This is a genomic window from Hydrogenophaga sp. (genome assembly GCF_030651625.1).
GTDB lineage: Bacteria > Pseudomonadota > Gammaproteobacteria > Burkholderiales > Burkholderiaceae_C > Hydrogenophaga.
Genome location: NZ_JAUSCF010000020.1, coordinates 13,185 through 32,941, shown reverse-complemented (window position 1 = coordinate 32,941; position 19,757 = coordinate 13,185). Strand labels below are relative to the sequence as shown.

Below are 19,757 nucleotides of genomic sequence, written 5' to 3'. Positions count from 1 at the left end.
CGATTCATGTGTGGGCATAGACAAAAAATTCACGGTTTCCGTCACCCCCGGTGATCGGGCTTTCGAAATAGTCGATCCATGACAGCCGGTTGTCGGCACACGCCTGCTTGATGCGAGTCTCTACAACACCGTAACTGGCGAAATCGCGCACCAACCCGCCCTTGCCAATGTGTTCCGGCTGCAACTCGAACTGTGGCTTGACCAGCATCAGCAGTCGCCCCTTTTCACCCAGCAACGGCACCAGTGCCGGCCATACCAGCGTCTGAGAGATGAAAGACAGGTCGCCCACGACCAGATCAAAGGGCGCACCTGCGGACGGGCCACCCATTTGCAGCAGCAGGTCGGCGCTCAAATCACGGGCGTTGCATTTCTCCACACAAACCACGCGCGCATCGCCGCGCAGGCGTGGATGCAATTGACCCTGCCCCACATCAACACCCACGACAGCGGCTGCGCCGCGCTGCAGCAGACAGTCGGTGAAGCCACCGGTGCTCTGCCCCACATCCATGCAGCGCAGACCGAAAACGTCCAGCGACACATGATCCAGCGCACCTGCCAGCTTGAGACCGCCCCGGGATACAAAGCGTATTTCAGCAACATCAGCGAGCTGCAGTTCCACCCCCTCGCGCAACACCTCGCCATTCTTGGAAACAGGTTTCCATTCCCCCGAAGGCACACGCCAGTGCACGCCTGCAGAAATGAGCCGCTGGGCCTGGGAGCGCGAAACGGCCAGCCCGCGTTCGACAAGAAGTTGGTCAGCGCGCATGAAGGACGACAAGAAAGAAGGCCATCAGCGAAAAGACAAGAGCGGTCCGAAGGCCGCTCGAATCCAGGACTTACGAAACCGGCTCTGAAGGTCCACCAGCGTCGCCCCCATGGAAACAACGCTGGAAGGGACCATCAGTAGCGGTAGGTGTTCGCCTTGTAAGGGCCCTGCTTGGGCACACCGATGTACGCGGCCTGCTCATCGGTCAGCTCGGTGAGCATCACGCCGACCTTCTTCAGGTGCAGGCGCGCGACCTTTTCGTCCAGGTGCTTGGGCAGGGTGTAGACCTTGCCCACGTCGTAGCCGTCGGCGTGACAGAACAGTTCGATCTGCGCGATCGTCTGGTTGGCAAAACTGGAGCTCATGACAAAGCTGGGGTGGCCGGTGGCACAGCCCAGGTTGACCAGGCGGCCCTTGGCCAGCAGGATGATCTTCTTGCCGTCAGGGAACTTCACATGGTCGACCTGGGGCTTGATTTCGTCCCACTCCAGCTTCTCCAGCGAGGCGACATCGATTTCATTGTCGAAATGGCCGATGTTGCACACAATGGCTTCGTCCTTCATGGCGGCCATGTGCTCGTAGCGGATCACATTCTTGTTGCCAGTGGCGGAAACGAAGATGTCGGCCTTGTCGGCGGCGTACTCCATGGTTACGACCTTGTATCCTTCCATCGCAGCCTGCAGGGCGTTGATGGGGTCGATCTCGGTCACCCACACCTGGGCGCTCAGGGCGCGCAGGGCCTGGGCCGAGCCCTTGCCCACATCACCGTAGCCGGCGACCACGGCCACCTTGCCGGCGATCATCACGTCGGTGGCGCGCTTGATGGAATCGACCAGGGATTCGCGGCAGCCGTACAGGTTATCGAATTTGCTCTTGGTGACGCTGTCGTTGACGTTGATGGCCCGGAACATCAACGTGCCCTTGACCGACATCTCGTTCAGTCGGAGCACGCCGGTGGTGGTCTCTTCGGTCACGCCGATGATCTGGGCGCTCTTGCGGCTGTACCAGGTCGGGTCTTCGGCCAGCTTGGCCTTGATCGCGTTGTAGAGGCAGGTTTCCTCTTCGCTGGTGGGGTTGGCCAGCAGCGATGCGTCTTTCTCGGCGCGTTTGCCCAGATGCATGAGCAGCGTGGCGTCTCCGCCATCGTCCAAAATCATATTCGGGCCTTCGCCTTCGGTACCGGCGGCACCAAACTCAAAGATGCGGTGGGTGTAGTCCCAGTAGTCGGCCAAAGTTTCGCCCTTGATGGCGAACACTGGCGTGCCGGCGGCCGCGATGGCGGCGGCGGCGTGGTCCTGCGTGGAGAAGATGTTGCAGGAAGCCCAACGCACCTGGGCGCCCAGGGCTTGCAGGGTTTCGATCAACACCGCCGTTTGAATGGTCATGTGCAGGCTGCCGGTGATGCGCGCGCCTTTGAGCGGCTGCTTGGCCGCGAATTCTTCGCGGATGGCCATCAGACCGGGCATTTCGGTCTCGGCGATCTTGATCTCTTTGCGGCCCCAGTCGGCCAGACCGATATCGGCAATGACGCAATCGGCGTTGACGGGGGTATTCAGACGTGCATTCATGGTTCGCTCCAAAAAAGAAGAAACCACAGCCCGGCATGAGTTAAAAGCTCATCACACGGGATGTGGATGAGCGTCGTTGCATGGATGGTCCGAGCCTCACGCCCTGTGTGACAACAGTCAGGGGCGCTGCAACGCTCCTCGGATGCGGTGATTCTAACCCGGCAACCGGCGCCATGTCATGCCCCTGCCGCCAGCAGGTGCGCAGTTTCACACACCTGTGCGACACTCCGCGGGTCATTTTTCCAGCACCTATGACACCTCTTTCTGCTTGGCCAATCGCCGCCCGTGCCCGCATCCACGGGGTGCTGACCGACATCGACGACACCCTGACCAGCAATGGCGACATCACGCCGGAAGCCTTGGAGGCGCTGCACCGCCTGCGCGACGCCGGCCTGCCTGTCTTGGCCATCACGGGCCGGCCGGCCGGGTGGAGCGAGGCCTTTGCGCTGGCCTGGCCTGTGGACGCGATCGTGGCCGAGAACGGCGCTGTGGCGCTGTGGCGCGGTGAACAGGGACAGCTTTGCCGCGACCATCTTCAGGACGCGGCCACCCGCCATGCCAATTTCGAAAAACTCCAGTCGGTGGCGCAGCGCATCCTTACCGACCTCCCACAGTCCCGCCTGGCCACCGACAGCCCGGGTCGCGAGACCGATATCGCCATCGACCACAGCGAGTTCGCGCACCTGGACGAAACCGAGATCACGCAGGTCGTGGACCTCATGCGGGCCGAAGGGCTGAATGCCACCGTCAGCTCCATCCACATCAACGGCTGGATCGGCAACCACGACAAGCTGGCCGGTGCCCGGTGGATCGTGCGCAGCCGCCTGGGGCGCGACCTCGATGCCGAACTTGGCCAATGGGTTTATGTGGGCGACTCCACCAACGATGCGCGCATGTTCGGCCACTTTGAACACAGCGTGGGTGTGGCCAACGTGGCCCGTTTCTGGCACCTGCTGAACCACCACCCGAAATACGTGACGCCCAGCGAGCGTGGCACCGGGTTTGCCGAGCTGGTCAATGCCGTGCTCGACGCACGAACCCGACCCACGCTCCCAGAACAATGACCGGTAGACCGGCACCGTGACCGAGCACCCACTGCCACCGTCGCAAGGGCAGGCGATCACCGGCGTTCGCCCCGCCTCGTCCCTGCCCCCGAGAGCGCCTCTGGGTCTGGTCGCCATCTTCGGCTCCACCTTCTTCCAGCTCGTGGGCTATTTCATGCTGATGCCCTTCCTGCTGCTGCGGCTCAAGGGTGACGGGGTGTCCACCGCGCTGGCCGGCGTGTTCGTGGCCACGGGCTGGCTGGGAGTTTTCGTGATGACCCCGTTTGCATCGGCCATCACGCAGCGCCTGGGCCGGCGTCCCACATTGTGGTTGGCGGCTTTTGTCCCGGTACTGGCGATCTGCGGTTTTTTATTCTCGGACTTGCTGTGGCTGTGGTTTCTGTGTGTGCTCATCGAAGGCATGGCCGCCGGGTTGCGATGGGTGCTGGCCGAAGCGGTGGTGGCCGAGTTTTCACCGCCCCACCGGCGCGGGCGCAACGTGGGCATTTTTGAGACCATGGTGGGCACCACCTTTGTGATCGGTCCGGCGCTGCTGGCCTGGATGGGTGCGCAAAGCGACCACGCGCTCTGGCTGGCGCTGGCGCTGACGTTGGCGGGCCTGCTGTGGAGTCTGATGATTCCGCGCATGCCCGACGCCACCGATTCGCACAGCGCCAAGGTGGGCCTCTCGGGCGTCTGGCATGCACTGCGCTTGCACCCGCTGATCATGGCTGTGGGTTTCGTGGGCGGATTTTTCGAAAGTGGCCTGACGTCGATCCTGCCGCTCTACGGCCTGGCGCTGGGGCTGGGTGCCACGGCGGCGGCCTTGCTGGTTTCCGCCAGCGGACTGGGCAGTGCGCTCATGATGCTGCCGGCCGGCATGCTGGCCGACCGCATGGCCCACCACCCCAACCAGCGCTGGGGCAACGAGGGCGAAACGCGGATAAGGCTCATGCGGGTCTGCGCCTACATCACATTCGGGGCGACGCTGGTGATTCCCTTGGTGTCGGCCACGCCCTGGCTGGCGGCTCCGGTGGCCTTCCTCTGGGGCGGTGCGGGCGGTTGTCTGTACACGCTGGCCATGATCGACATCGGTTCGCGCGAAGAGGGTGTCACCCTGGTCAATAGCACAGCCGTGCTGGTGTTGTCGTATACGTTGGGCGGTGTGTTGGCGCCCGCGCTGGGCGCTGCCGCATTGCAGTGGTATCCCACCTTGGGCTTTCCGGCCGTGCTGCTGCTGGTGGCCGGTGTGGGTGTGTGGCTCCTGCAGCGATCGCCCGAAGAACTTGCCCGTCAATAGTCGAGGTCGGCATGGCGGACGCCTGGAGCGCATGGCAGCGTTGCAAATCCTCTCGATACCTGCGGGTATCGCTGTGGTTTGCGCCTTGCCCTGCACCCCAATCGCATCGCCATCCTCCACCCGCCTATTGACGGGCAAGCTCTAAGTTCGGTCGAACACCCGGTCGGCCACGCCACCGCCGATCCACATGCCTGCCAGCGACAACCAGGCAGTGACGGCGAATATGGCACCCCCTGTCATGCCCGCACCCACAGCGCAGCCGCCAGCCAGCATCGAACCAAAACCCATGAGCGCAGCGCCGGCGATGTAACGCGGCATGCTGTAGCCGGGGCCGAAACCTTCGAGCTTCCAGTCGCGCCCCACCAGGGCGCCGAGCAGCGAACCCAGGAACACGCCGGGCATCAGACCCAGACCAAAGGTCCAGGGTCCGTCGGGCAGGCTGAGCACGCGCATCAGCCATTCGGCCGATGGCCCGCTGAAGGTCAGCCCCTGGATCTGCACCACTTCAAAAGAATGCGACATCACCTGGTAGGTGGCTGCCCAGGCCAGCGCCACCATCAGGCCGGTGCCCAGGCCGCCAGCCCATTTCCAGAAGCCCCAGCCGCTGCGAAACGCGAAGAACAAAGCAGCAACCAGCCAAACGCCGCCAAACGCCAGCCCGTCCCAAGGGCCTGCGCCCAGCACGGCCAGAAGACTGCGCGAGGCCCCCCCTTCCACGGTCCACCAGCCTGAGATGGCCTCGCGCCAGGGCGTGAGCACACCGGCCAGCGAGGCTTGCGCCGCCACCGCAAAAACCAGACCCGACAGCAAAGCGCGCAGGTTGCCGTTGGCCGAGAGCACCAGCAACCGACTGGCACAGCCCCGCGTCATGACCATGCCCACACCGAAAATCAACCCGCCCACCAGCGCGCCTGAAAGGCTGCCGCGCGCGGCCAATTGGCGTGCGGTGCTCACGTCCAGGGCACCCGCCACCACCAGCAGTTGCACGCCCACCACCGCGCTGGAGAAGGCCAGCAACCACACCGCCAGCTTGTCGCCGAAGCGGCCATGCCAGAACTCGATGACCGCACCCCTCAGGCAGAAGCGCGAGCGCTGCGCGAAGAAGCCGAAACCCAGGCCCAGCAGCAGGCCACAGGTCGCCAACAGCCGCGCCTCGCCCCATCGCTCCACCCAAACCGTCCAGTCCATGGACATCCCCAGGTAATTTAATTAGTGATTGCTTATATATTAATAACAACACCGTTCCGGCAGGTTGATCTGGCGCAACCTCGCCCCAGCCGCAGGAGACCGCTAAGCTCAGGCAATACCACCGCCCCACCCATGAAAGGAGCCCCGCATGGCCATTCCCTGGCTGCTCGCCCTGAAAGTGATTCCATGGGGTGACGTGATCGAACACGCACCCAAGGTGTTGAACGCCGCCCGCAAGCTGATGGATCGGCAGAAAACGCCTGAAAGTACGCCCGTCACAGCCAAGCCCATGGACCTCGTGTCGGACACGCCGCCCAGCCTGGGCGAGTTGCGCAACCGCCTGATCGAGGCGCGCCAGCTGATCGATCAGCAGGCCCAGATACAGGACCAGATGGCGCAGACCCTGGCCGAGCTGGCCGAACAGAACGCACGGCTGGTGGCAGCGGTGGAGCTGCTGCGCGTGCGCACGAGGCTGTTCATGTTTGCCATCGCCGCGCTGGCCATTGGCGTGATCGTGCTGTTCGTGCGCTGATCAGCCCCGCTCAACCTGGAAACGGCATTTGGACTGGCCCCAGTGGGCTGTCAGGGATGCGCTGGCAAGGCGCGACGACGCAGCGGGCTCCTGCCCGCAAGGAGAAGTAGCTGCCCCCACGCTCCACCGCTTTCGCGGGTCGCTGCCCCCCGAGGGGGCCGAGCTTGCTTGGGGCGGCCTTGCGCAAGGTCGGCTGCAGCCGGCGCGCTCCCTGGCGGCTCAATCGGGTCTGTAGCGCCTTCACCCATGAGGTGAGCTTCTTCGTGACCAAGATGCTCCGTGTTCACGGGCATTTCCAGCGGAAACAGCGCGGTCAACTGCCGTTTCCAGATTCACTCTGCAGGTTGGCGTCGCAACCCGCACCCGCGGCGATCCAGCGACCCGCCAGTTTCTGCAGCACAGGGGCTGCCCAGCGCCAGCGCTGGCCCAGCACGCCGGCGGCGTCGGTGATGGCGCCGCAACGGTAGACCATCAGCGGTTCGTCCCAGCGCAGTGCTTTGCACGCGCCGTGCCGTTTGCGCGAAATCACCTGTCCCAATGGGCAGGGTTCAGCCAGGCAGCACACACCGCAGCCATTGCATGGCGCGCCGAATGCTGGCTTGGCAGGCGCGCCCGAGTGGATGTGAATGATCTGGTCGCGCGGCATCAGGTCCGGGCCAGGACAGGCCCCAGCACCCGCCCGGTGTGTGTGTCCAGCCGCACCACTTCTTCCGGTGGCGCAGCCGCGACGATGCGACCACCGCCACCACCGCCTTCGGGGCCCAGGTCGATGATCCAGTCGGCTTCGGCCATCACGTCCAGATCGTGCTCGATCACGATCACGCTGTGGCCGCCGTCGACCAGGCGGTGCAGCACGCGGATGAGTTTTTCCACATCGGCCATGTGCAGACCCACCGTGGGCTCGTCGAGCACATACAGGGTGTGAGGGGCCTTCTGCCCGCGCCGGCCGATGTCGTCACGCACCTTGGACAGCTCAGTGACCAGCTTGATGCGCTGCGCCTCGCCACCACTGAGGGTGGGGCTGGGTTGGCCCAGCGTGAGATAGCCCAGCCCCACATCCTTCAGCAATTGCAACGGGTGGGCGATGCTGGGCATGGAGGCGAAGAACTCGACCGCCTCGTCCACTTCCATCTGCAGCACGTCGCCGATGCTCCTGCCCTTCCAGGACACGGCCAGCGTCTCGGGGTTGAAGCGGGCGCCGTGGCAGACCTCGCAAGGCACCTTCACATCCGGCAGGAAGCTCATTTCGATGGTGCGCATGCCCTGGCCTTCACAGGCCGGGCAGCGGCCTTCGCCGGTGTTGAAACTGAAGCGGCCCGGCCCGTAGCCGCGCGCCTTGGCCTCCAGCGTGTCGGCGAACAGCTTGCGCACCGTGTCCCAGAAACCGATGTAGGTGGCGGGACAACTGCGCGGGGTCTTGCCGATGGGCGTCTGGTCGACTTCGAGCACACGGTCGACCACTTCGGCACCCAGCAGCTTGTCGCAGCCGGCCCACTTGGGGCGTTCGCCAGCGTCCCACGCGGTGCGTCCGGCGAAGGTGCTGCGCTGGGACACGGCGGCCGCCGCGTTGGTGAGCAGCACGTCGCGAGCGAACGTGGACTTGCCTGAGCCGCTGACGCCGGTGACCACAACCAGGCGCTGCAGGGGCACCGCGACGTTGAGGTTTTGCAGGTTGTGCAGGCGGGCACCGCGGACTTCGAGCCAGGGGAGACCCTCACCACCGCCCTCTCCCGCAAGCGGGAGTGGGGGTTTGCTGCCTCCCTCAGGGGGAGGGAAGGAGCCATTCGGGGGCACGGCTCGCCTAGGCTGCAGCGGGTGCTTCATCGCGTGCAGCAGGTAGCGCCCTGTGACGGACTCGGCGTTCGCCGACAGATCGTCCACCGTGCCCTGCGCCACGACCCGCCCGCCTCGCTTGCCGGCGCTGGGGCCAATGTCGATGATGTGGTCGGCGCGGCGGATGGTGTCTTCGTCGTGCTCCACCACCACCAGCGTGTTGCCCATGTCGCCGAGCTTGTGCAGGGCATTGAGCAAGATGGCGTTGTCGCGCGCATGCAGGCCGATGGTCGGCTCATCGAGCACGTAACACACCCCCTGCAGGTTGCTGCCCAGTTGCGCGGCCAGCCGGATGCGCTGCGCCTCGCCACCGCTGAGGGTGGGTGCACCCCGGTCCAGGGTGAGGTAGTTCAGCCCCACCTCTTCCAGGAAAGCCAGACGGCTTTCGATTTCGGGCAGGAGGTCGCGGGCGATGCCGGTTTCACGCACGCTCATGACAAAACCCTGCTCAGGCCGGGTCTGTCGAAGCCCCGATGCATCTGGATGCCCCTCGACCGGCTCAGGACACACGGGGGTGGCGGTCTCAGCCAGACCGGGAAGTTGCATCAGTTCACGCACCCACGATCGCACTTCGCGCACCGACAGCCGCGCCACGTCGGTGATGCCCACCCCACCGAACTTCACGGCGCGTGCCTGCGCATTCAACCTCGTGCCTTCACAAGCGGGACAGACTTCGTCGACCAGGTCTTCCACTTCGGGCTCGGCAAAACTCTGTTCGCGCCCGCGTTCGTTGTCGTCGCGCACCGAATCGTCGAGCACCTTGCGCTGGTCGCGCGACAGCTTGAGACCGGTGCCCACACAGTCCGGGCACCAGCCGTGTTTGCTGTTGTACGAGAACAGGCGAGGATCGAGTTCGGGGTAGCTTGTGGCACAGACGGGGCAGGCGCGGCTGGTGGAAAACGACTCCACCTTGCCGATGCCCACCGTGCTGCTGCCTTCGGCCATGGCCTGGCTCAGGCCATCGAGCGGGTGCAGCACGCTCACCACGCCCTTGCCAATTTCCAGCGCTTTGGCCAGCTGACTGCGCAGCAGAGACTCGTCGGCCGGACTCACCACGAAATCGGCCAGCGGCAGCTCGATCGTGTGCTCCTTGAAGCGGTCTATGCGCGGGAAACCGGTGGTGGGCAAGAACTCGCCATCCACCCTCAGGTGGGTGTGGCCGCGCGGGCGGGCCCAGTCGGCCAGCTCCGTGTAGACACCTTTGCGGTTGACCACCAGCGGTGCGAGCAGGCCGATGTGTTGTCCGGCGTGGCGCTTGAGGATGGCCGCGGCAATGCTGTCTGCACTCTGCGGCATCACCGCTGCGCCGTCGTGCACGCAGTGTTGCGTGCCCAACTTCACATAAAGGAGACGCAGGAAGTGCCAGACCTCGGTGGTTGTTCCCACGGTGGACTTGCGCCCGCCGCGCGAGAGGCGCTGCTCAATCGCCACGGTGGGAGGGATTCCGTAGACCGCGTCAACTTCGGGGCGACCTGCGGGCTGCACGATGCTGCGTGCATAGGCGTTCAGACTCTCCAGATAGCGCCGCTGACCTTCATTGAACAGGATGTCAAAGGCCAGCGTGGACTTGCCCGACCCGCTCACGCCGGAGATCACGTTGAACTGGCCGCGCGGGATGTTCACGCTCAGGTTCTTGAGGTTGTGTTCTTTGGCGTTGACGATGCGAATGGCGTTGCCGTGCGCATCGTCCCGGCGCGCAGCGGCCACCCGGCCTCGGGACTGACTGAGGTAATCCTGCACCCGGCCTTCCTGCACCGCATGCACCTCGCCCATGGCCAGCGCGTACTCCCGCAGGGCCCTGGCCGTGTGGCTGCTGGCGTGTTCGCGCACCGCTTCCGGTGGTCCTTCGGCCACGATCAGGCCGCCCCCGTCACCGCCTTCGGGGCCCAGGTCGATCAACCAGTCAGCCGATCGGATCACGTCCAGGTTGTGCTCGATCACCACCAGTGAATGGCCTGCATCAAGCAGCCGTCGCAGGCTGCGCATGAGCTTGGCAATGTCGTCGAAGTGCAGCCCGGTGGTGGGTTCGTCGAACAGAAACAGCGTGCCCTTGCGCGAGAGCGGCTGCCGGCTGGCGCTGGCGGATTTCGATGCCTCGGCGAGGAAGCCCGCCAGCTTCAGGCGCTGCGCCTCGCCCCCCGAGAGCGTGGGCACCGGCTGGCCCAGCTTCACGTATTCCAGGCCCACGTCAACAATGGGCTGCAGCACACGAATGACTTCGCGGTCGGTTTTGAAGAGGTCTGCAGCCTCACTCACCGTGAGGTCCAGCACGTCCGCCACATTGAGCAATCGAGCGCTGCGCTCGATACGCACTTCCAGAATCTCAGGTCGGTAGCGCTTGCCATCGCAGTCCGGGCAGCGCAGGTACACATCGCTCAGGAACTGCATCTCCACATGCTCGAAGCCCGAGCCACCGCAGGTGGGGCATCGACCGTCGCCGCTGTTGAAGCTGAACTTGGTGGGCGTGTAGCTGCGTTGGCGCGACAGAGGCGCATCTGCGAACAGGGCGCGAATGGCGTCCCAGGCGCCGACGTAGCTCACCGGGTTGGAGCGCGCGGTCTTGCCAATGGGTGACTGGTCGACAAACACCACCTCGCTCAGGTGATCGGCGCCGAGCAGGCGGTCGTGCTGACCGGGGCTGTCGGTGGACTTGCCGAAGTGGCGCAGCAGCGCGGGTGCGAGCACGTCCTGGATCAGGCTGGACTTGCCCGAGCCGCTCACGCCAGTGACCACCACCAGACGCTGCAGCGGGAATTCAACCGACACGTCTTTCAGGTTGTGCTCGCTCGCGCCCTCCAGGATCAGGCGCGGCGTGCTGTCGGTGACCATGCGCTTGAAACCCATGCCAATGGTCTTTCGTGCACCGAGGTAGGCCCCCGTGAGCGTGTCGGCACCTCGAATCGCTTCGGGCGTGCCGTCGAACACGATCTGCCCGCCGCGCTCACCCGGGCCGGGTCCCATGTCGATGAGGCGGTCGGCCGCGAGCATCACGGCCGGGTCGTGCTCGACGACCACCAGCGTGTTGCCGGCATCGCGCAGCCGAATCATGGCGTCGTTGATGCGCGCCATGTCGCGCGGGTGCAGGCCGATGCTGGGCTCATCGAGCACGAACAGCGTGTTGACCAGCGAAGTGCCCAGCGCGGTGGTGAGGTTGATGCGCTGTACCTCGCCACCGCTGAGGGTGCGGCTCTGGCGGTCCAGCGTGAGGTAGCCGATGCCGACCTCGCAGAGGTAGCGCAGGCGGGTGTTGATTTCGTCGAGCAGGAGTTTGAGGGCCTGCGCCTGGGCGGTACTTGGCTCCTTCCCCCCCTGGGGGAAGGTTGGGATGGGGGCTGGTTCGCCCGCAGGCCCCCACCCTTGCCCTCCCCCAGTGGGGGAGGGAGCCAGAGAGGCAAAGAACACCCGCAAACGATCCAACGGCAGCAGCATCAGATCGTGCAAACACAACCCTGGCAGCGCCTCCAGTTGCGCGCGTGTCCACTTCACCCCTTTGGGCATGTAGCGCTTCTCGGGCGGCAGGACCGCATCGGCCTGCGCCTGGGTGCCGATGCGCCACAACAGGCTGTCGGTCTTCAGGCGCGCGCCGCCGCAGCTTGGGCATTCGGTGTAGCTGCGGTACTTGGACAAGAGCACGCGGATGTGCATCTTGTAGGCTTTGCTTTCCAGGTATTCAAAGAAGCGGCCGATGCCGAACCAATGCTGGTTCCATTTGCCGTTCCAGTTGGGCGAACCGTTCTTCACCCAGTGCTGTTGTTCGGGCGTGAGCTTGTTCCAGGGCGTGTCGCGGGGAATGCCGGCGGCCTCGGCGTGGCGCATCAGATCGTCCTGCGCTTCTTTCCAGGCGGGCGTCTGGAACACCTTGATGGCACCTCCGCGCAGCGTGAGCCGACCATTGGGAATCACCAGGTCGTGGTCGACGCCGATGACGCGCCCGAATCCGCGGCAGGCTTCACACGCTCCCACCGCCGAATTGAACGAGAACATGGAAGGCGTGGGGTCGCTGTAGCGGATGTCGCTCTCCGGGCAGTGCAACCCGGTCGAAAAACGCCAAATCTCTTCTGTCCCGTCGTCGCCCAGCGCATACACCATCAGTTTGCCCGCACCGCGTTTGAGGCCGGCCTCGATCGCTTCCATCACCCGTGCAGGATCTGCGGTGGCGATGCGGAACCGGTCGGCCACCACGTCGAGCACCCTGACCGCTTCACTCGCCACTGGTTTGACTTTTCCTTTGCTCTTTGCCGAAGCCTTCCCTTCGGTCGGCACGGCTGTGCGCTGCACCACCCGCTCGGCCTGGACCCGGGTGTACCCGCTGGCAGAGAGCCACTGCTCGATTTCTTCCGGCGTGGTGCTGGCCGGCAGTTCGACCGGAAATGTCACGACCAGGCGAGGCTCCGCATCGGTGCCGATGTCCCCTCCAGCCTTCGCAACCTTGGCAGCGCTGCGTTGCATCAGTTCGGCATAGATCGATTCGGGCGAGTCGTGGCGCACGGCCTGAGCGGTCTCACGGTCGAACAGATCTGCCCCGCGCGCAAACAGCAGCTTGAGGTGATCGTTGAGCTCGGTCATGGTGCCGACCGTGGAGCGCGAACTGCGCACCGGATTGGTCTGGTCGATAGCGATCGCGGGCGGCACGCCTTCGACCTTGTCGACCGCCGGTTTGTCCATGCGGTCGAGAAACTGGCGTGCATAGGCACTGAAGGTTTCCACGTAGCGGCGCTGGCCTTCGGCAAACAAAGTGTCGAACACCAGGCTGGACTTGCCCGACCCACTCGGCCCTGTCACCACGGTGAGTTCGCCGGTGCGTATATCGAGATCGATGTTCTTGAGGTTGTGCTGGCGCGCGCCCCTGATGCGTATCAGCCCGGTGCCACCCTCCGTCGGTTGCTGCGTCTGACCCTCAAGGGACTCAGCAAGAATCACCGCCGCAGACGGCCTGACGGATGGAAAAGCATCGGACATGCAGGAACTCCAGAGAAGGAGCCCGACATTCTACGGAGCGGCACCACCCCCGGGTCAGCCCCTACGTCATATCCACAATATTTCCTCGGGCCGGTTTGCCTAGACTCGCAGCAACAAGGAGATACACAGATGCACAAGCGCTTTTTGCGCCCGACCCCGGTCGTGGCCACACTCGGCATGGCCCTGCTTTTCAGCCTCTCGGCGCCTGCGTGGGCGCAACTGCGCATCGGCCAGCCTTCGGGCTTCACGGGCTCCGTGGCGGCTGGCGTGAAAGAGAACACCGAAGGCGCCCAGCTTTACTTCGACGCCATCAATGCACGTGGCGGGGTCAATGGTCAGAAGGTTGAACTGATATCGGTGGACGACAAGTTCGATCCCAAGGTCACGGTGGAAGTCTCTCGCAATCTGATCGTCGACCAGAGGGTGCTCGCGCTGTTCCTGAACCGCGGCACCCCCCACTCGCAAGCGCTGTTGCCGCTGCTGGCGGAATACAAGGTGCCCCTGGTGGGGCCCAGCACCGGTGCCATGGCCCTTCACGATCCGGTGAACCCCTGGGTGTTCAATGTGAGGGCCACCTACCAGCGTGAGGCCGCCAAGGCCATCGAGCACCTGGCCACAACCGGCATCACCCGCATCGCCGTGCTGCAGACCGACGATTCGTTTGGCGCAGACTCGGCTGAAGGTGCCCTCAAAGGTTTTGAGGCCGTGGGCCAGAAGCCTCTGTTCCTAGAGAAGTTTCCCCGCGACAAGCCCGACTTCTCGGAACTCGCCAAGAAAGTCGCGCAGAGTGATGCACAGGCGGTGATGGTGATCGGTTCGGCCGGCAACACGGCCAACGCGGTGAAGTCCATCCGCGCCGCCGGCTCACGCGCCCAGGCAGTGACACTGTCGAACAACGCCTCCGAAGGCTTCATCAAGCTGCTGGGAGAACACGCTCGCGGCGTCATCGTGACACAGGTGTTTCCCAACGAGCGCTCCGTGTCGTACGCCCTGATCAAGGAAGCACAGGAACTCGCCAAGGCGGCCGGGATGGAGGGCGTATCCCCAGCCATGATGGAGGGCTACGCGGCGGCCAAGGTGCTGGTGGAAGGTTTGCGCAGGGCTGGGTCAAATCCGACGCCCGTCGCATTGCGCAATGCGTTGGAAGGCATCAAGGACTTCGACATGGGAGGGCTGAAGCTCAGCTACAGCCCCACCAACCACACCGGGCTGGATTTCTCCGATCTGTCGATCATCGACGCCAACGGTCGCTTCAGGCGCTGACCGAGGGCTCGGGCCTCGGCAGCATGGGCGTCTGATGAGATCGGGGGCTCACTTTTCCTTGACGACGAGCACCGGCACCTTGGCATGCGTGAGCACTTTCTGGGCCACGCTCCCCAGAATCAGGGCTTTGACGCCCTGGCGCCCATGGGATCCCATCACGATCAGATCGCAGCCTTCGGCGTCGGCGGTTTCCAGGATGCCCTCGTACACCACATTGCGCTCGATGGTGTCGCCAGCGAAGGAAACGCCTTCTCCGTCGCACACCAGCTTCAAGGCATCCAGTGCCTGACCAGCGGCGGTCTTGGCTTCGGTCAGGTAGGCTTGCAGGCCGATGGCGGACGCATCACCGATACCGATGTAGGGAAACGGATCGATCACATAGACGCCGACCACTTTGGCCGACTGGCTCTTCGCCAGTTGCACGGCGGTCTGCGCCGCGATGGCTGCCAGCTTGGAGCCGTCGGTGGGAACGAGAATTTTCTTGAACATGGCTGATCTCCTCTGGTCGGTGATGGAACCGGCACCCGTGCGCTGCTGGCGCACGGACCGGGTGAAGACGTTTGCATCCTAGCGCAGATGCTCACGAAAAAGCTTGCGCAGCGTCAAGCCAGTCAACGACTTCAGCCGGCAGCCAATGCGACAGCGGGTGTCACCCGCACCGCGCAGTATTTGAGTTCGGCGATTTTCCCCACGGGATCCAGCGCCGGATTCGTCAGCAGGTTGGCCGCCGCTTCTGCGTAGGCAAATGGAATGAAGGCGGTATCAAGCGGCATGCCGCTGTCGATCCGCACCGCCAGACTCACTTCACCTCTGCGCGATACCACCCGGGCCAGATCGCCTGCGCCCAGGCCCAATCGTTCTGCAGTATTGGGGTGCAGGCTGACCACCGGCCCGGGTTCCACCGCATCCAGCACGGTGCTGCGTCGCGTCATGCTGCCGGTGTGCCAGTGCTCCAGTTGGCGGCCGGTGATCAGTACCAGCGGGTAATCGCCGTCCGGCACTTCGTTCGGTGGCGTGAGAGTGGCCGCCACCAGCCGGGCACGTCCTGTGGTGGTTGGAAAGCCATCTGTGAACACCACGGGGTGGCCGGGTTCGTTTTCGTCGGTCACCGGGTAAGTCACCGCGCCTTCGCGCTGCAGGCGTGACCACGACAAGCCGGCGATGCTGGGCATGAGGCTGCGCATTTCTTCGAACACGGCGCCAATGCCATGGACCGCTTCCGCCGACGCCGTGCCATCGGCAGCGATGTCGTACGACCAGCCGAGGCCGAGCCGGCGCGCCAGTTGCTCGGTGATCCAGGCGTCGGCCCGCGCATCGCCCGGTGCCGGCACCGCCTTGCGGCCCAGCTGCACGCAGCGGTCTGTGTTGGTCACACTGCCGGTCTTCTCCGGCCAGGCGGTGGCGGGCAGAATCACATCGGCCAGCCCGGCGGTCTCGGTAAGGAAGATGTCCTGCACCACCAGGTGATCCAGCCGGGCCAGTGCTTCACGGGCGTGGTTGGCGTCGGGGTCGCTCATGGCGGGGTTTTCGCCCTGGATCAGCATGGCGCGGATCTGCCCGTCAAAGGCCGCGTCGATGATTTCCACCACGGTCAGGCCCGGCTCGCTGCCCAGGGTGCCCGGCGGCACGCCCCATAGTTGTTCAGCCTTTTCGCGCACCGCCGGTTCGGACACGCGCTGGTAGTCCGGCAGCACCATGGGAATGAGCCCGGCATCGCTCGCACCCTGCACGTTGTTCTGCCCGCGCAACGGATGCAGCCCTGTGCCCGGTCGGCCGATCTGGCCGGTGATGAGTGAGAGCGCGATCAGGCAGCGGGCGTTGTCGGTGCCGTGTGTGTGCTGACTGATGCCCATACCCCATAGGATCATGCTGTTGCCGGCCGTGGCATAGGCGCGGGCCACTTCGCGCAGGGTGGAAGCGTCGATGCCGCACACCGGCGCCATGACCTCCGGGCTCAAGTCCGCCACGTGGGCCTTGAGCTGGGCGTAATCCAGCGTGTGCTTTTCGATATAGGCCGTATCCGCCAGCCCTTCAAACACGATGGTGTGCAGCAAGGCGTTGAGCAGGGCCACGTCGGTGCCCGACTTGAAGCCCAGGTGTTTCCATGCGTGGCGGGCCAGTTCGGTGCGACGCGGGTCGGCCATGACCAGGCGGGTGCCCCGCTTCACCGCATTCTTGATCCAGGTCGCGCCCACCGGGTGGTTCTGGGCCGGGTTGGCGCCGATGATGAGCACGAAATCGGCATGCTGAACGTCGCGCAGCGGGTTGGTGACCACGGCCGAACCCAGGCCCTCCATCAGCGCGGCCACACTGGAAGCATGGCACAGCCGGGTGCAGTGGTCCACGTTGTGGGTGCCGAAGGCGGTGCGGATGAGCTTCTGGAACAGGTAGGCCTCTTCGTTGGTGCCCTTGGCCGAGCCGAAGCCCGCCACCGGTCCCTGGCGCCCGCGCGCTGGCGTGCTGTCCATGGCCTGCCGGAACCCGGCGACGGCAGCGTCCAGAGCCTCGTCCCAGCTGGCTTCGCGGAACTGCTCGCGAATCTGTTCCGGCGTTAGGCGCTGTTTCTCGTCCGCCGCCATCTTGGGCACACCGGCACGGCGGATCAGTGGATGGGTGAGCCGCTCGGGGCTGTGGGCGTAGTCGAAGCCGAAGCGCCCCTTGACGCACAAGCGCCCTTCATTGGCCGGCCCGGCCTTGCCCTCCACATGCGCGATCTGCCCGTCCGACACGTGGTAGGTCATCTGGCAGCCCACGCCGCAGAAGGGGCAGACCGAGTCCACCTGCTGCTGCGAGGCGTTCGCGTAGGCGCCGTTGGCCGGCGCGATGGCGCCCGTGGGGCAGGCCTGCACGCATTCGCCGCAGGCCACGCAGGTGCTCTGGCCCATGGGGTCGTTCTGGTCGAACACGATCTGCGCGAGACCTCCCCTGAACGCCAGACCGAGCACATCGTTGCCCTGCGCTTCGCGGCAGGCGCGGATGCAGCGTGTGCACTGGATGCAGGCGGACAGGTTCACGGTCATGGCAGGGTGGCTGGCGTCTTGGGTGGTCACGGCGCGCTGCGGGAAGCGGTCGGGCCGGGCTTCGACGGTTTGAGCCCATTGGGCCAACTCGCTGTCGTGCTTGAGTGCCTGCGTGTCGGGTGCATCGCTGATCAACAACTCGATCACCGTTTTCCGTGCCCGGGTGGCGCGCAGCGTTTCCGATTGCACCACCATGCCGGGCGTGGGCGTGCGACAGCACGACGGTGCCAGCACGCGTTCGCCTTCGATCTCGACCACGCAAGCGCGGCAGTTGCCGGGGCTGCGCAAGCCGTCCAGCTGGCACAGGTGGGGAATCGCCACCCCCACGCGCTGTGCCACCTTCAACAAGCTCTCACCCGGCGCCGCTTCCACCGTCAAGCCATTGAGCACGAAAGCCACCGGCGCCATGTCCTGGGGCAAATCACCTGCGTTCATGGAGATACCTCGCCAATCGTTGTGCCATTCACCTCATGCGCAAAGAAGCGCAGCACCGAATCCACCGGATTGGGCGCCGCCTGCCCCAGTCCACAGATGGACGCATCGCGCATCACCTGAGACAGTTCGCCCAGGCATTCCGTGTCCCACACGGCTGCCTGCATCAGCTGCACGGCCTTGGTGGTGCCCGCGCGGCACGGCGTGCACTGGCCGCACGATTCGTGTTCGAAGAACCGCATCAGGTTCAGCGCGGCGTCACGTGCGCTGTCGTGCTGGCTCATCACCACCACCGCCATCGACCCAATGAAACAACCATGGTCAACGAGCGTGTCGAAGTCCAGCGGCACATCGGCCAAGGTGGCGGGCAGAATGCCGCCTGACGCGCCACCTGGCAGGTAGGCGTACAGCTCATGGCCATCGAGCATGCCGCCGGCGTGTTCGTCCACCAGTTCGCGCAAGGTGATGCCTGCGGGCGCCAGATGCACGCCCGGCTTGTTCACCCGACCCGACACGGAGAATCGCCGCAGGCCACTGCGCTCACGTCGCCCCTGGCCTGCCAGCCATTCACCGCCTTTGTCCAGAATTTCCGGCAGCCACCACAGGGTTTCCGGGTTGTGTGCCAGTGTGGGACGGCCAAACACGCCGTGCATGGCCACGATGGGCGGCTTCAGGCGAGGCAGACCGCGTTTGCCCTCCACCGATTCGATGAGCGCCGACTCTTCACCACAGATGTAAGCCCCGGCGCCGCGCCGCAATTCGATCTGCGGTGGCGTGAAGCCGGGACGCTGCGTGGCCAGGCTGCTCAGGGCCAGCGCCAACGCATCGAGTTCGCGCTGCAGCAACACGCGTGCGTCGTGGTACTCGTCGCGCAGATAGATCCAGATGCGCTCGACCCCCGTCACGTGGGCCGCGATCAGCATGCCCTCCAGTACCTGTGCAGCACCCGTGGTCAGCAAATGCCAGTCCTTGAACGTGCCCACCTCGCCTTCGTCGATATTGACCACCATGTGGCGCGGGCCGGGTTGTGCGCGCACAGTCTCCCACTTGCGCCAGGCCGGAAACCCGGCACCACCCAGGCCGCGAAGCTGGGAGGCCTTGAGCTCGACCAACACCTGTTCGGGCGTCAAAGCACCTTCGAGCAAACGGGTGAACTGCAACAACGCAGGCGCACGGGTCGGCGTTGGCGAAATTTCGCGAGGCCCGGTCTCTCCCGCCTTCAGCAGATCAACCACCGACTGCACCGTCGCCTCGGGCAACTGCCGCTGGCCCACACAAGCGGCCGGTGCGCGATGGCACTGGCCGATGCATGGCACAGCTTCGACCCGCACGCTGACATCACCGTGCAGTTGCTGTTGCAAATTCGTCAGCAGCGACTGCGATCCCGCCATGTCACATGACAGGCTGGTGCACACACGCACAATATGGGAGGGCACGGCGGCGGCATCGTCCACCACATTGAAGTGGTGGTAAAAGCTGGCCACTTCGAACACCTCGACCTGGCTCAGGCGCAGGCGGTCGGCCAGCGCGGCGAGGTGGCCGCGACGCAGCGAGCCTTCGCCGTCCTGCAAGCGGTGCAGGTGTTCGATGAGCAAATCGGCGCGCGGCGCCAATCCCTCACAGAGCGCGGCCACTCGCCGACTGGCCGCTGGATCGACCTGCCGCCCTTTGGGCGTGAAGCGCGGGCGCCTGGAAGGTGCGGCTTCTGCGCGAATGGGGATCACCCGGGTCTCGGCGGTCGGTCTCATCACAGAAGGGGTCGTTTTCATGGCAGTCAGCGTAGCACCGGGTCATGGGCTTTAATATGTTCTTCATTTCATAAATTGCCGTCGCGCGCACACGCACACTGCACC

The 19,757-nt window shown here is 64.8% G+C and carries 12 protein-coding genes and 1 riboswitch; of the genes, 4 read left to right on the top strand and 8 right to left on the bottom strand.

Features of this window, described 5'->3' with window-relative positions:
* Positions 1-4 precede the first annotated feature (4 nt).
* A complete protein-coding gene (locus Q7V46_RS07275) occupies positions 5-766 on the bottom strand; it encodes a TlyA family RNA methyltransferase (RefSeq protein WP_304912861.1) in 762 nt (253 codons plus the stop codon).
* A gap of 134 nt (positions 767-900) precedes the next feature.
* On the bottom strand, positions 901-2,334 hold the full coding sequence (gene ahcY, locus Q7V46_RS07270; RefSeq protein WP_304912860.1) for an adenosylhomocysteinase: 1,434 nt from the start codon (positions 2,332-2,334) through the stop codon (positions 901-903).
* Between the two features lie 61 nt (positions 2,335-2,395).
* Positions 2,396-2,479: riboswitch (S-adenosyl-L-homocysteine riboswitch) on the bottom strand.
* A 106-nt stretch (positions 2,480-2,585) separates the two neighbouring features.
* On the opposite strand from ahcY, the gene Q7V46_RS07265 reads away from it, so the two are divergent.
* Together Q7V46_RS07265 and Q7V46_RS07260 are read left to right on the top strand one after the other, a co-directional pair.
* Entirely contained in the window at positions 2,586-3,398 is an 813-nt protein-coding gene (locus Q7V46_RS07265; RefSeq protein ID WP_304912859.1) for an HAD family hydrolase, read from the top strand.
* A gap of 16 nt (positions 3,399-3,414) precedes the next feature.
* The gene (locus Q7V46_RS07260; protein WP_304912858.1) at positions 3,415-4,677 is read left to right on the top strand and encodes an MFS transporter; all 1,263 of its coding nucleotides are present in this window, start codon (positions 3,415-3,417) and stop codon (positions 4,675-4,677) included.
* Positions 4,678-4,818: 141 nt separating this feature from the next.
* Here Q7V46_RS07260 and Q7V46_RS07255 read toward each other — a convergent pair whose 3' ends face one another.
* Positions 4,819-5,865, bottom strand: coding sequence for a YeeE/YedE family protein (locus Q7V46_RS07255; protein ID WP_304912857.1), 1,047 nt, complete (start codon positions 5,863-5,865; stop codon positions 4,819-4,821).
* Positions 5,866-6,013: 148 nt separating this feature from the next.
* Here Q7V46_RS07255 and Q7V46_RS07250 point away from each other — a divergent pair, with 148 nt between their 5' ends.
* Positions 6,014-6,397 (top strand): hypothetical protein, encoded by a 384-nt coding sequence (locus Q7V46_RS07250; RefSeq protein ID WP_304912856.1) that lies wholly within the window; start codon positions 6,014-6,016, stop codon positions 6,395-6,397.
* A 313-nt stretch (positions 6,398-6,710) separates the two neighbouring features.
* Here Q7V46_RS07250 and Q7V46_RS07245 read toward each other — a convergent pair whose 3' ends face one another.
* Both Q7V46_RS07245 and uvrA read right to left on the bottom strand, forming a co-directional pair.
* Positions 6,711-7,043: a hypothetical protein gene (locus Q7V46_RS07245; protein ID WP_304912855.1), complete on the bottom strand. Its 333-nt coding sequence runs from the start codon at positions 7,041-7,043 to the stop codon at positions 6,711-6,713.
* Complete coding sequence (gene uvrA / locus Q7V46_RS07240; protein ID WP_304912854.1) at positions 7,043-13,189, bottom strand: excinuclease ABC subunit UvrA; 6,147 nt, start codon at positions 13,187-13,189, stop codon at positions 7,043-7,045. Before uvrA ends, Q7V46_RS07245 begins: the two co-directional genes overlap by 1 nt.
* Positions 13,190-13,318: 129 nt before the next feature.
* On the opposite strand from uvrA, the gene Q7V46_RS07235 reads away from it, so the two are divergent.
* Positions 13,319-14,452 (top strand): ABC transporter substrate-binding protein, encoded by a 1,134-nt coding sequence (locus Q7V46_RS07235; RefSeq protein ID WP_370690299.1) that lies wholly within the window; start codon positions 13,319-13,321, stop codon positions 14,450-14,452.
* Between the two features lie 48 nt (positions 14,453-14,500).
* On the opposite strand, the gene Q7V46_RS07230 is transcribed toward Q7V46_RS07235, so the two are convergent.
* The 3 genes from Q7V46_RS07230 to Q7V46_RS07220 all read right to left on the bottom strand — a co-directional run bounded on the left by Q7V46_RS07230 (position 14,501) and on the right by Q7V46_RS07220 (position 19,673).
* Positions 14,501-14,941 (bottom strand): universal stress protein, encoded by a 441-nt coding sequence (locus Q7V46_RS07230; RefSeq protein WP_304912853.1) that lies wholly within the window; start codon positions 14,939-14,941, stop codon positions 14,501-14,503.
* A gap of 131 nt (positions 14,942-15,072) precedes the next feature.
* Entirely contained in the window at positions 15,073-17,907 is a 2,835-nt protein-coding gene (fdhF, locus tag Q7V46_RS07225) for a formate dehydrogenase subunit alpha (RefSeq protein ID WP_304912852.1), read from the bottom strand.
* The gene (locus tag Q7V46_RS07220; RefSeq protein WP_304912851.1) at positions 17,904-19,673 is read right to left on the bottom strand and encodes an NAD(P)H-dependent oxidoreductase subunit E; all 1,770 of its coding nucleotides are present in this window, start codon (positions 19,671-19,673) and stop codon (positions 17,904-17,906) included. The genes fdhF and Q7V46_RS07220 overlap by 4 nt, the downstream gene beginning before the upstream one ends.
* Between the last annotated feature and the right edge of the window lie 84 nt (positions 19,674-19,757).

Coding starts and splice junctions, on each gene's coding strand:
- Q7V46_RS07275 (WP_304912861.1), bottom strand. CDS start 766: ATGCGCGCTGACCAACTTCTTGTCGAACGCGGGCTGGCCGTTTCGCGC.
- ahcY (WP_304912860.1), bottom strand. CDS start 2,334: ATGAATGCACGTCTGAATACCCCCGTCAACGCCGATTGCGTCATTGCC.
- Q7V46_RS07265 (WP_304912859.1), top strand. CDS start 2,586: ATGACACCTCTTTCTGCTTGGCCAATCGCCGCCCGTGCCCGCATCCAC.
- Q7V46_RS07255 (WP_304912857.1), bottom strand. CDS start 5,865: ATGGACTGGACGGTTTGGGTGGAGCGATGGGGCGAGGCGCGGCTGTTG.
- Q7V46_RS07250 (WP_304912856.1), top strand. CDS start 6,014: ATGGCCATTCCCTGGCTGCTCGCCCTGAAAGTGATTCCATGGGGTGAC.
- Q7V46_RS07245 (WP_304912855.1), bottom strand. CDS start 7,043: ATGCCGCGCGACCAGATCATTCACATCCACTCGGGCGCGCCTGCCAAG.
- uvrA (WP_304912854.1), bottom strand. CDS start 13,189: ATGTCCGATGCTTTTCCATCCGTCAGGCCGTCTGCGGCGGTGATTCTT.
- Q7V46_RS07235 (WP_370690299.1), top strand. CDS start 13,319: ATGCACAAGCGCTTTTTGCGCCCGACCCCGGTCGTGGCCACACTCGGC.
- Q7V46_RS07230 (WP_304912853.1), bottom strand. CDS start 14,941: ATGTTCAAGAAAATTCTCGTTCCCACCGACGGCTCCAAGCTGGCAGCC.
- fdhF (WP_304912852.1), bottom strand. CDS start 17,907: ATGAACGCAGGTGATTTGCCCCAGGACATGGCGCCGGTGGCTTTCGTG.
- Q7V46_RS07220 (WP_304912851.1), bottom strand. CDS start 19,673: ATGAAAACGACCCCTTCTGTGATGAGACCGACCGCCGAGACCCGGGTG.